Source organism: Microbulbifer variabilis (genome assembly GCF_052468405.1).
Window position 1 is genome coordinate 4278506 of the sequence record NZ_CP174343.1, and the last position, 12036, is coordinate 4290541.

Annotated in this window: 13 protein-coding genes; 10 read left to right on the forward strand and 3 right to left on the reverse strand. The window is 52.3% G+C overall.

Annotated elements, in window-relative coordinates:
- Positions 1 to 88: 88 nt before the first annotated feature.
- The 9 genes from ACJJJB_RS19340 (at position 89) to ACJJJB_RS19380 (ending at position 7759) form a co-directional block, all read left to right on the forward strand.
- Complete coding sequence (locus ACJJJB_RS19340; RefSeq protein WP_020413853.1) at positions 89 to 1159, forward strand: LysM peptidoglycan-binding domain-containing protein; 1071 nt, start codon at positions 89 to 91, stop codon at positions 1157 to 1159.
- A 70-nt stretch (positions 1160 to 1229) separates the two neighbouring features.
- Positions 1230 to 2372, forward strand: coding sequence for a DNA-processing protein DprA (gene dprA, locus ACJJJB_RS19345; RefSeq protein WP_445365336.1), 1143 nt, complete (start codon positions 1230 to 1232; stop codon positions 2370 to 2372).
- Between the two features lie 251 nt (positions 2373 to 2623).
- A complete protein-coding gene (locus tag ACJJJB_RS19350; protein WP_445365337.1) occupies positions 2624 to 3844 on the forward strand; it encodes a tetratricopeptide repeat protein in 1221 nt (406 codons plus the stop codon).
- Positions 3845 to 4013: 169 nt separating this feature from the next.
- A complete protein-coding gene (gene purE / locus ACJJJB_RS19355; RefSeq protein WP_020413850.1) occupies positions 4014 to 4529 on the forward strand; it encodes a 5-(carboxyamino)imidazole ribonucleotide mutase in 516 nt (171 codons plus the stop codon).
- A gap of 9 nt (positions 4530 to 4538) precedes the next feature.
- Positions 4539 to 5105 (forward strand): L-threonylcarbamoyladenylate synthase type 1 TsaC, encoded by a 567-nt coding sequence (gene tsaC / locus ACJJJB_RS19360; protein WP_445365338.1) that lies wholly within the window; start codon positions 4539 to 4541, stop codon positions 5103 to 5105.
- 28 nt (positions 5106 to 5133) lie between these two features.
- On the forward strand, positions 5134 to 6039 hold the full coding sequence (gene hemF / locus ACJJJB_RS19365; protein ID WP_020413848.1) for an oxygen-dependent coproporphyrinogen oxidase: 906 nt from the start codon (positions 5134 to 5136) through the stop codon (positions 6037 to 6039).
- 30 nt (positions 6040 to 6069) lie between these two features.
- Complete coding sequence (locus ACJJJB_RS19370; RefSeq protein WP_445365339.1) at positions 6070 to 6519, forward strand: DUF6841 family protein; 450 nt, start codon at positions 6070 to 6072, stop codon at positions 6517 to 6519.
- The gene (gene aroE / locus ACJJJB_RS19375) at positions 6516 to 7346 is read left to right on the forward strand and encodes a shikimate dehydrogenase (RefSeq protein ID WP_445365340.1); all 831 of its coding nucleotides are present in this window, start codon (positions 6516 to 6518) and stop codon (positions 7344 to 7346) included. Before ACJJJB_RS19370 ends, aroE begins: the two co-directional genes overlap by 4 nt.
- An 11-nt stretch (positions 7347 to 7357) precedes the next feature.
- Positions 7358 to 7759, forward strand: a complete 402-nt coding sequence (locus tag ACJJJB_RS19380) for a hypothetical protein (RefSeq protein ID WP_020413845.1) — start codon at positions 7358 to 7360, stop codon at positions 7757 to 7759.
- 33 nt (positions 7760 to 7792) lie between these two features.
- Here ACJJJB_RS19380 and ACJJJB_RS19385 read toward each other — a convergent pair whose 3' ends face one another.
- The 3 genes from ACJJJB_RS19385 to ACJJJB_RS19395 form a co-directional block, all read right to left on the reverse strand.
- Positions 7793 to 8311: a hypothetical protein gene (locus ACJJJB_RS19385; protein ID WP_020413844.1), complete on the reverse strand. Its 519-nt coding sequence runs from the start codon at positions 8309 to 8311 to the stop codon at positions 7793 to 7795.
- Between the two features lie 87 nt (positions 8312 to 8398).
- Positions 8399 to 9313: a LysR family transcriptional regulator gene (locus tag ACJJJB_RS19390; RefSeq protein ID WP_020413843.1), complete on the reverse strand. Its 915-nt coding sequence runs from the start codon at positions 9311 to 9313 to the stop codon at positions 8399 to 8401.
- 25 nt (positions 9314 to 9338) lie between these two features.
- Entirely contained in the window at positions 9339 to 9893 is a 555-nt protein-coding gene (locus ACJJJB_RS19395) for a gamma carbonic anhydrase family protein (RefSeq protein ID WP_020413842.1), read from the reverse strand.
- Between the two features lie 65 nt (positions 9894 to 9958).
- On the opposite strand from ACJJJB_RS19395, the gene ACJJJB_RS19400 reads away from it, so the two are divergent.
- Positions 9959 to 12007: a M3 family metallopeptidase gene (locus tag ACJJJB_RS19400; RefSeq protein ID WP_445365341.1), complete on the forward strand. Its 2049-nt coding sequence runs from the start codon at positions 9959 to 9961 to the stop codon at positions 12005 to 12007.
- Positions 12008 to 12036: the final 29 nt, after the last annotated feature.

Sequence of the window (12036 nt, forward strand, 5' to 3'; positions counted from 1 at the left end):
GGCGCTTTGCGCCCGGGTCCGGCTACTTTCCACCAGAGAGTAGCCCGGCGCTGAGAATTATAGCGATAAAGAGCATAGGAATGCTTCCATGAAAAAAATAATCCTGGCCGCTGTTTCGATGCTGGCGGTTGCCCTGGGCACTGAAGCCCAGGATCAGGTACGCCTGAACCCCAGTCATCCCGATGCTTATGTAGTGCAGAAGGGCGATACCCTGTGGGATATCTCCAGTGAGTTTCTGGTACAGCCATGGTATTGGCCCGAGATCTGGCAGGTGAATCCTCAAGTGGAAAACCCGCACTTAATTTACCCCGGCGACAGCTTGCGCCTGGTCTATGTGGATGGACAGCCTCAGTTACAGCTCCAGCGCGGTCCACGGGCTTACCAGCTGTCACCAGGAGTGGATGGCAGTCGCCTGACGCCCCAGATCCGCCGTGAAGCGGTAGAAAATGCTATCCCTGCGATTCCTCTTGATGCAATAAATGCTTTTCTCTCGCGTACCCGTATCGTTGAACCCAACGCTTTTGAAGGTACGCCCTATGTGGTGTCCGGTTCCGATAACCATATCCTGATGGGCGCTGGAGATACCATTTATGCACGCGGTGACTTCGAGGCCCCCTTGGCCTCTTATGGTCTATACCGTCCCGGACCGGTTTATGCCGATCCTGTCAGTAATGAAACCCTTGGTCGCCAAGCGTTGGGTATCGGGGAAGTTGACCTGCTGCAGTTGGACCCGGATAGCCTGCCTGGATTCTCAGTAGCCACTTTGGGAGTGGCCAATACGGCTCGCGAGATTCGCCTGGAAGATCGCTTGATGCCGGTAGAGGAACGCTCAATCGAAGCATTATTTCATCCCAGTGCTCCAGCTCTTCCCATAGATGGATTGATTGTCGGAGTGGATGAAGGAGTTACCCAGATCGGTAAGTTCGATGTGGTTATCCTCAATCTGGGAGACCGCGATGGCATAGAGCCGGGTAATGTTATGGCTGTTTACAAGCGCGGCTCCGTTGTTCGCGATCGTATTGTCGGTGACAGTGTGAAATTGCCTGATGAACGCGCTGGTGAGATGATGGTATTTCGCACCTTTGAAAAGATGAGTCTCGCCCTGGTGCTTGAGGCAGAGCGCCCCCTGGCTGTGATGGATCTGGTGCGCAACCCTTAACGTAGCCCTATTCTCTGCGGCGGATCTTGCTGTTTGGACCGCCGCTCAACCAAAAAACAGAGTAAACGGCATGGATGCGTTAACCGCAAGCATGGCCCTACTACGCCTAGAGGGCATAGGCCCCGCCCGATATTGGCAATTGCTCGAGCACTTCGGTTGCCCGCTTCAAGCCTTGCAGCAACTCCCCAATACCCTGTTATCTAAACTCCCAGCACGAGCCCGATCCCAATGGTATGAGTTCACCCGATTGCAGGCCCAGAGTGCCCTAATCAGTTGGGTTGAAGAAGAGCGTGCTCGCTGCGTAGAGAATGGGATTCATTTAATGTGTTATGGGGATACTGATTATCCAGTTCTATTAAGTGAAACTTCCCGACCACCTCCGGTACTTTATCTTCGCGGCAGGACAGAAAACCTTTGCTTGCCACAGATTGCTATTGTGGGTGCCCGCCGCGCTACCAGCGCCGGCTTGGATAATGCTCGCGCGTTTGCCGCAGAGCTCGCCACTGCCGGTTTCGCAATCACCTCTGGACTTGCCCTGGGGGTAGATGCGGCGGCGCATCTCGGAGCCCTGTATGGAGGGGGGGCAACTATTGCAGTGTTGGGAAGCGGTGTGGACCGAATCTACCCTCGTCATAACCAGAGGCTGGCAGGGGATATTCTCGAAAGGGGCGGAACGATTCTCAGTGAGCTGCCTTTGGGTAGTAGTGCCGAGGCCAAAAACTTCCCTCGCCGTAACCGTATTATTAGTGGGCTTTCTATGGGGGTGTTATTAGTTGAAGCTGCGTTGCGTTCCGGCTCCCTAATTACGGCGCGCTTGGCACTGGAGCAAAACCGAGAAGTGTTTGCCATTCCTGGCTCGATTCACAATCCGATGGCTCAAGGCTGCCACCACCTGATCAGGCAGGGCGCGACTTTGGTTGAGACCAGTGGCGACATCGCCTCCCAGTTGGGGGGGCTACTGTCAGAGCCTGTTTCAGCGGAAAAAAACCGTGAAGTATTAGAGGGGTGCCAACAGATTATTGTGGATGCCCTCGCTGGCGGCCCCCGCAGTATTGAGCAACTGGCTATGGATAGTGGGGAAGGTTCGGGGGAGTTGATGGGGTTGTTGTTACAGTTGGAACTGGAGGGGCTTTTAGAAGAATTACCCAGTGGTTATCAGCTAACTGCCCGCGGTTCTGCTTGCTGTAGGTTGGCTGAGAAAGATCTAACTTAAAATGAAGTTGCTTGCCGATGCAGTGTAGCCATTTATTCAACAGGTAAAGTGCGAAATTGAACACTTGCAATGAATACGTTGGGTGGGTGCTGGACTGTACAAATAGTCATGGTTTTTTTCTGCCGCAGGTTGGTCCAGCCGTGGTGAGTAAATGTAATTAATCTGATATTAACAATAAATTATCCTGACTTTTATGATAAAAATGTATTTCATGTTTTATGTATTTTGAAAATACGTAGAAGAACAAAACTATGAAAATACAATTTATAAGAATAATTATCCTTCTAATAATGATGCTGGGCTTGGCTGCATGTGCAGTGCAGCCCTCGATCACCGATTCTTTGCCACCACAAAACTTCACAAAAGAAAATTTACTCTCAGGTGCTGTTCTTTTGGGGCACCCGGTATCAGATACCGATCTTCCCGATATAGATATTTTGGCAGTGAATGATGAGATGCGGTTGCTTTTGGGGTCGGTCGATGGTGTAACCGATAGTGATCGCCTTAATACCCTGGTTGGAAGTTTACAAGGTAACAATTTCTCAATTTATTATGATGCTGATGCCACCCTAGAAGCTTCTAAAGTATTTGAAGAGCAGCGGGGTAACTGTATGGCGTTTAGTGCCTTTATGGTTGCTATGGCTCGAGAACTGGATATAGACATAAAATTTAATGAGGTGTTTATACCAGAAACTCGGTATTTTGAAGGTCAGCATACTTTTGTTTACCAACACATCAATGTCATTGCCGATGTTGGAAATGAGCACCGTGTCTTGGATTTCAACTTTGTTGATTACACTCCAGCCTATCGCCAAAAAACACTTGGAGATGATGAAGCATTTGCCAGATTTTATAGTAATCTGGCGATGGATTTTCTTTCTAAGCGAGATATAAATCGGGCATTTCTTTACTTACGCAAAGCCTTATCCTTGTCTCCCGATGCGTCAGACCTTTGGAATAATTTGGGTGCAATCTATCGCTCTGCGGGGTATTCAGACCAAGCTGTCGATGCCTACGGGGTATCTCTTGGACTGGATAATACTAATTTGATTGCCCTGAGTAATTTGGAGAGAGCACTCAGAAACCGCAGTGATTTTGATTTGGCGAATATTCTCTCTGAGCGGCTACAGGGGTACCGAGAACAAAATCCCTACTACTGGTATGGCATGGCCTTGGCTGCCTATAAACAAGAGCACTTTGAATTGGCACTCAAGCGGGCCAAGGACGCGATCTCTCTGGAAAGAGCCGATCACCGTTTTCATTTTCTCCTGGGGATGGCCCGCTTCAAGGTTGGTGATGGTGGCTATCGGAAGAGTTTCAGGCAAGCGCTGACCCTTTCGGTAACTGATGGGGATCAAGAGCGTTACAGGAAAAAACTGGATACTCTCGGAATAAGAGATATAAAGCCAGTATCTTCGATTGGAAGGGTCAGACATCCAGAAACCACACGCCCATGGTGGTGGAACCCGTGAGTCAGGCGTGGCTCTAACCAGGTAAAACTGGAAGAGGCTCATCTCGGCAAAACAAGGATGTTCAAATATTAACCAGAAGGAGTTGTTGGTAGCGGCAACACCTTGTGCCCAACTGCACAATCGGCTAGATTGCCGCGCTTCCCCCGCTTCGACAGTAAAGAGAGTTGAAATGAGCAAGCCTTTTGTAGCAATCCTGATGGGTTCCGACTCCGATCTGCCAGTCATGGAAGCCGCCTTTGGTGTGTTGGAAAAGTTCGATATTCCTTTTGAGGTAAAAGTCACTTCCGCCCACCGCACCCCGGAAGCCACACATAATTACGTTACCGATGCCGACAAGCGCGGCTGTGCAGCCTTTATCTGTGCCGCGGGTATGGCTGCGCACTTGGCTGGTGCAGTGTCTGCCACCACCCTGAAGCCGGTGATAGGTGTGCCGATTAACGCTTCCTTGGATGGCCTGGATGCCCTGTTATCCACCGTACAAATGCCTGGTGGCATCCCGGTGGCAACTGTGGCGATTGGCAAGGCTGGTGCCAAGAACGCAGCCTATCTGGCTGCACAGATTATCGGTTCTTCTGATGCTGAAATGCACCAGAAGCTGGTAGATGAACGTCGTGCCAATGCCGAAGCGATTATTGCCAAGGATGAGCAGCTGCAAAAAGACCTGCAGCAGCGCAAAACCAAGTAATTCGTCGCTATGTTGTATTCACCGCTCGCTGTAAAGCAGGCCGCCCGCGCCCTGGCGGCGGGCGGTGTTATTGCCCACCCTACCGAATCTGTGTGGGGGCTCGCCTGTGACCCAAATAATTTACAGGCGGTTCGGCGTTTGTTGCAATTGAAGAACCGTCCACTGGAGAAGGGCCTGATCCTGGTTTCCGGAGAGGAGGCGAGTTTTAGCGAATTACTCGACCCCCTCAGTGATGAGCAGCGCCAGCAATTGCATGCAACCTGGCCTGGTCCGGTTACCTGGTTGGTTCCCCATTTGGACCGCATCCCCTACTGGGTCTGTGGCGCCCATCCGTCAGTGGCCTTGCGTTGCACTGACCACTCATTCACCGCAGCGTTAACACGCGCTTTTGGCGGTGCTATTGTATCCACTTCTGCCAACCCGGCGGGATGTCAGCCCGCTCGCTATAAGTACCAGGTGTTGCGATATTTCGGCGATGCGCTCGACTTTGTCGGTGGAGGCTCCACCGGCGGCCGCAATTCACCAAGTGAAATCCGCGATCTGCTCAGCGGAAAATTGATGCGCGCGGGTGGTTGATTTCTGATAAGCAAAAGCAGTGTTCCCCATGAATGATATAGATACCAAGGAAGTAAAAGCCTACCTGCTGAATCTGCAGGATCGCATCTGCGATGCCCTGGGCGCCGAGGATGGGCGGAAATTTCATGAGGATGCCTGGGAGAGACCTGGCGGTGGCGGCGGGAGAACCCGAGTGCTGGAAGAGGGCAACCTGATAGAGAAGGGCGGTGTGAATTTTTCCCACGTCTACGGCGATGGCCTGCCGCCCTCTGCTACAGCGAGCCGTCCTGAACTGGCCGGTTGTTCATTTGAGGCCATGGGTGTCTCCCTAGTAATTCACCCTCGTAACCCGTATGTGCCCACCAGCCATGCCAATGTACGTCTATTTGTCGCTAAAAAGCCCGGTGCCGAACCAATATGGTGGTTCGGAGGGGGATATGACCTTACCCCTTACTACGGTTTTGAAGAGGATGTTGTGCACTGGCACAGCACAGCCAAGCAGGCATGTGCCCCGTTTGGCGAGGATACCTACCCACGCTTCAAGCAATGGTGTGACAAGTATTTTTACCTGAAGCATCGCGATGAGGCTCGCGGAGTGGGTGGCCTGTTTTTTGACGATTTTAACGAGGGGGGATTCGACAATGCTTTTGCCTTTACCCGTGCCGTGGGCGACAGCTACTTGGATGCTTATCTGCCCATAGTACAAAAGCGAAAAGACACTGATTTTGGCGAGCGCGAACGTGAATTTCAACTGTACCGTCGTGGCCGTTATGTGGAGTTCAATCTGGTGTTCGATCGCGGCACTTTGTTTGGTTTACAAAGCGGTGGGCGTACCGAGTCGATCCTGATGTCCCTGCCATCATTGGTCAGTTGGAAGTACGACTGGCACCCCGAGCCGGGCTCAGCAGAGGAAAAACTCTATACAGATTTTCTGCCACATCGGGACTGGCTATAGCCAGGGAATTTGTCACAACGGAGGTATGCCGTGCATCAATCGCGACTGGAAGGCATCAATTCACTGTTTCTTGACTACCGACGCCACTTTGAAACAGGGGATGCTGAGCAGATTGCCGACTTTTACCGTTTTCCCCTACATTACTACCATGAGGACGGCAGTAAATCGGCAATTGATCGCGAGGCTTTTGTAAAGCAAGTAAGCAAGCTACTAAACGCCTATCGTCGTTTAGAGGTTTGTCAGATCCTTGGCACAGTAACAGAGGTTATCGAGTTGAATGAATTCAGTAGCCTGGCCAGTGTGCGCTGGACATTGCTACACCCCAAGGGAGAAGAAAAAGCAGTTGAGCTTTACAGCTCCCAAACCCGCTATTTGCTCACCGAGACAGAATCGGGGCTTAAGATAGACGGTCTGATTATTGTCGATGAAAGCGCCAAAATTCGGGAAGCGGCAAGGGCGCGCAAGAGGTCACCTTCATGAGTGATCGCTATGGAGTTGTGGGCAATCCTATTGCCCATTCCCTCTCCCCAGAAATTCACATCGCTTTTGCCGAGCAAACCGGCCAGGATCTTACCTATAACAAATTGCTTGCACCTCTGGATGGATTCGCCCATAGCGTGCGTACTTTCTTTGCGGAGGGTGGCCGTGGTTTGAATGTTACGGTGCCATTTAAACTGAAGGCATGCGAGTTAGCGGATGAACTCACCGAGCGCGCTGCCGCTGCCGGAGCAGTGAATACTCTGATACTTCGACGAGATGGGCGGCTACTGGGTGACAATACCGACGGTGCCGGCTTGGTGGCCGATATCCGTGACAACCTGGGATGGCCAATTCGTGACAAGCGAGTTCTGCTGCTGGGCGCTGGCGGTGCTGCGCGCGGAGCCCTTTTACCACTGCTGGCAGAGCAGCCGGCTCATTTGCATGTGGCTAATCGCACCGCAGACCGGGCTGAACAATTGGCAGATGAATTCTCCCATTATGGCGCCCTCAGCGGAGGTGGTTTGCAGGGGTTGTGTGGTAGTTTTGACCTGGTGATCAATGCCAGCTCCGCCAGCCTGGACAATGAGCTGCCGCCATTGCCGGATCACCTGTTCGCTCAGGGGGGCAAAGCCTACGACATGGTGTATGCCACCGGAGCCACTCCTTTTGTGCATTGGGCTCATGGTTTGGGTATCGAGGCTGCAGATGGGTTAGGTATGTTGGTGGGGCAGGCAGCGGAATCATTTTTCTTATGGCGTGGTGTACGCCCACTGGTGACCCCCGTGATGGCCAGGCTGCGCCGGGAATTGAATAACAACAATAATTAGAGGAACTGGCTGTGCGTGAGTTGGTACGCAAATTATCCGTGTGTTTTGCTGTTGGTTGTTTTGGCGGGCTTTGTTATGCGCTTGGCCTTTGGGCTATGGGGCAATACGGTTTTACTCAGTGGCTGGGAGTGGATCTGGCTCCTCGGCTAAGCAACGCCTATTTATACCAGCGTATTGTTTGGGGTGGCCTTTGTGGGCTGTTGTTCCTGTTACCCTGGCGAAATACCTGGCTTTTGCGTGGCGCACTGCTCTCATTGGTGCCAGCTGGCTTAATGTTGCTCTACCTGCTGCCCCAGCGCGGTTACGACTACGGCGCCTTTATGCTGGGGCAACTGACTCCGTTAGTTATAATCCTGGCTTGTGCCATTGGCGGTATAGCTGCTTCCGGCTTACTGCGACTCCAGGGCAAGTAAAAAAATTGCCGGCAGACATGGCCGGCAATGTATTCAGGCTTCGAATTCGATCTCGATAAGACTGCAACTTTGGGTGTGGCCCATGGCGCGTTTGATGGTTGGATAGACTGAAGCAGTTGCCACGCTCACGCCCAGCTCAATCCGCTGTTTCTTATCGAGCTGGACACCGATGCGCTCATCCAGCACCGGATCGATATTCTTGTAACTCGCCAGTGCGGTGGAGAAGTCATAAATATCTTTTAGCGCTTCAGGCAGGTTGCTGCCGCCCTGGATACAGGCTTTGACCACTGCCGGATCTATTTCCGCTTCCAGCGCCATACGCACATTGAGCTGCAGGCAGGCACCGCAGTCGGCCACCTGCATGGCTGCCAGTTTGCTGACCCAGAATATATCCAGTGGCAGGAATTCCCTATGCATGGATAGCGGTTGGAAATTGGCGAACTTTTCATAACCCTGCGGAGAGCTTCGCAAAAACTCCCTGAGGTAGTCCATGTCGTAGCGGTATCTACGGGAGAAAGTGTCCATTTCCTCTAGACGCTGCTGTTCATTCATATCGTAGGCTCCTGGTTGCCGATACTAGAAAGTTGGGCTCAATAGGCCCTGCAGCTAAGTTTTATTGTTGTTTCCGTTAGGAAGAAATTAGCTTCTATCGGTAATTTCGATAGGTGGGCTGTAGTAGTTGCCGTATAGGCGCCTAGCCTCGCGTGCGAACCAAAGTCCAGCCTGGCCCTGGGCTGTTCTGGCCGACCAGAGCAGGTCGACATCCAGGCTCCAGGCACTGAGCGCGCTGGTTAAGTTTAGCTCTACTAATTTTCCGCTCTTTAGGAAGGGGCGTGCCAGCTCATATGGAGCGTTTACCCAGCCGACGCCTTTACAAGCTAGATCCAGAGCTTGCAGTAGGGAGTCACAGATCCAGATTTGAGCCGAGAGTTGCCAGCGGTGCTGGCTGGTCACTGATGCGGTGATAATCTGCCGGTACTGGGCAGCCTCACTGAGGCTGGCACTACTCTCTTGCGCCAGGGCGTGATCAGGGCTGGCGAGACAGAGCACAGGCTGTCGACCGAGGGTACTGAAATCCAATGCATCAGGGTAATTTTCCCGAGCATTTACAAAGGCGAAGTCTACGGTACCTTGGGCCACACTGCCCACAGCATGCTCGCCGTCGGCGCTGCTCAACTGCAATGTAGTGTGGGGAAAATGCTTACTGAATGTCGCCAGCATGTCGTTGAGGCGGTCAGGCATAACCAGCTCTTCAAACTGGACTCGCAACAGTGGCTCCTCTCCGCATTGGTAGGAGTCCGCAGCCTGCTGGAAACGATGCAGCTGTCCCAGGGCCTGACGGGCCAGAGGCAGCAGGGCCTGGGCTGCTGCAGTGGGCTGGGGATACTTTCCACTGCGATCGAACAGAACTAGCCCCAGGTCGAGTTCCAGATTTTGAATGGAGCTACTCACTGAAGACTGTGCGCGGCCCATTCCCCTGGCGACAGCAGAAAAGGATTTCTCTTCGCACGCGCGCACGAAAGTGTGCAGTTGATCGGTATTGAGGTTGAGCATGGGCACTCTTTAAATCAGTGAGTGTTTAGTACTGTTCCTGCAACAGGTACTGTTCTTTGAGCTTCACATAGTTCTCAGCAGAATAACGGAAGAAAGCCCTTTCTTTTTCCGATAGAGGGCGAGCTTTCTTGCAAGGGGCACCTACATAGAGGTAGCCACTTTCCAGGGTTTTGCCCGGTGGCACCAAGGCTCCTGCAGCTAGTACCACTTCATCCTCAATCGTTGCACCATCCAACACAATGGCACCGATACCGATGAGCACTCGATTGCCAATGGTGCAGCCGTGCAGGCAGGCCTTATGTCCGATAGTGACATCTTCGCCAATCGTCAGGGGCCAGCCGTCAGTATTGAAAGGGCCGGCATGAGTGATATGTAATACAGCCCCATCCTGTACACTGGTCCGCGCACCTATTTGAATACGGTGCATATCGCCGCGTACCACGGCCATTGGCCATACGGAGCAATCATCCCCTAGAGTGACATCGCCGATCACAGCCGACTGTGGATCGATATAAACACCATTACCGATTTGCGGGACTTTCTCGCCGGCAGAGTCGTTGTGGCTGCGCAGTGGGGACATAAAGAAGCTCCTGTACAATGAATCCTCTATCATAGCTGTATCCTATTTCGAGCACAGGGTCCTGTATGTCCAATCCATTACTGAATATCCCGCTACTTCCGGCATTTGACCAATTGCAGCCGACACAGGTTGAGCCGGCAATCTCCGAGCTGATCGCCCATTGTCAGCAACAGTTACAGCAGGGCTTGGATAATCCGGGCTGGGAAAATACGCTGGTACCCCTAGAGCAGGCCCAGGACGAACTGAACCGCGCCTTCTCTCCGGTGAGCCACCTAAACAGTGTATTGAGTGGTGAGTGGCGCTCGCCCTATGAAGCTGCACTAGCGCAAGTGACTGCTTATTGGACCGAACTGGGTCAAAATCGTGAGCTGTATGAGGTTTACCAAGAGCTGGCTGCCGCTCAGGGATTCGATAGTTGGCAACAAGCTCGTAAAAAGTCGGTGGAATTGGGCCTGCGGGATTTCGAGCTCAGTGGTGTTGGGTTACAGGGGGGTGCCCGTGAACAATTCGCAGCCAACAGTCGCCGTTTGGCAGAGCTTTCCAGCCAGTTTGCCAATAACGTGCTGGATGCCACAAATGCCTGGACCTGGCACACTGAAGATGAAGCAGAGTTAGCGGGCTTGCCGCAGACTGCGTTAGCGGCTGCAAGCAGCGCCGCGCAGGGCAAAGGTAAAAACGGTTGGTTGGTCACACTGGAGGGCCCCTGCTATCTGGCAGTAATGACCCATGCGGATAATCGCGAATTACGTCGTCAGGTGCACTTGGCTTTTGTCAGTAGGGCTTCTGAAGTTGGTCCGAATGCTGGTGAATTTGATAATTCCGAGGTGATGGAATCCATTTTGGCTCTGCGTGCGGACCAGGCTCGACTATTGGGTTTGGACAATTATTCCCAGCTATCCCTGGCCAGCAAAATGGCACCAAATACTGAGCGTGTACTGGAATTTCTTAACGACTTGGCAAAGCGGGCAAGGCCGGCTGCTGAGCAGGAGATGAAGGAACTCAGTGAATTCGCCAAAATAGAATTCGAATTGGATGAATTACAACCCTGGGATATTGCCTGGGTAGCGGAGAAGCTTAAGCAAAAACGCTATGCCATCAGCCAGGAAGAACTACGCCCCTATTTCCCCTACGCAAAAGTCGTCGATGGATTGTTTGCGGTCGTTGAGAAGCTTTTTGGAATTACTGTCGAGGAGGATGCCTCAGTTGCTACCTGGCATGACGATGTGCAATTTTTCTGGCTACTGAGGGGCGGTGAACGTATTGCCGGCTTCTACCTGGACGCGTTCGCCAGGGAGAAAAAGCGTGGCGGCGCCTGGATGGATACCGTGGCAACCCGTCGCCAGACTGAGCAAGGAATACAGTTGCCCATTGCATATCTCGTTTGTAATTTCAGTCCAGCTGCTGGTGATATGCCCTCTCTATTAACACATTACGAGGTGACCACGCTGTTCCATGAGTTTGGTCATGGTTTGCACCACATGCTCACGAAAATTGATGTGGCAGCTGTTTCCGGGATTAATGGTGTTGCCTGGGATGCTGTTGAGATGCCCAGCCAATTCCTGGAGAACTGGTGTTGGCAACCACAGGCGATAACCATGCTCTCTGCACATTTTGAAACCAGTGATCCTCTGCCGAAGGAACTGCTGGATAAGATGCTTGCGGCAAAGAACTTCCAGTCCGCCATGTTTACTGTGCGTCAGCTGGAATTTGCATTATTTGACTTCCGCTTGCATTGCTGTGAAGAGGAATTGTCCGCCGAGAAGATCCAGCATCTGCTTACTGAGGTACGCTCTGAAGTTGCCGTGGTGCCTGTGTCGGCACAAAATCGTTTCCAGCATGCATTTAGCCATATTTTTGCCGGCGGCTATGCGGCAGGGTATTACAGTTATAAGTGGGCGGAGGTGCTGTCTGCTGATGCTTTTTCCCTGTTTGAGGAGAAAGGCATTTTTGATGAAACCACTGGCAAGCGATTCTTGCATAGCATTCTAGAGCAGGGAGGTAGTCGTGATGCACTTGAACTGTTTACTGAGTTCCGTGGTCGAGAACCCCAGATTGATGCACTGTTGCGCCACTCTGGTATCGAGCAGCAAGAACTGAACATCAGCCCGGCTTGAGAAGCCTCCATATCATGAAAGATTGAGCA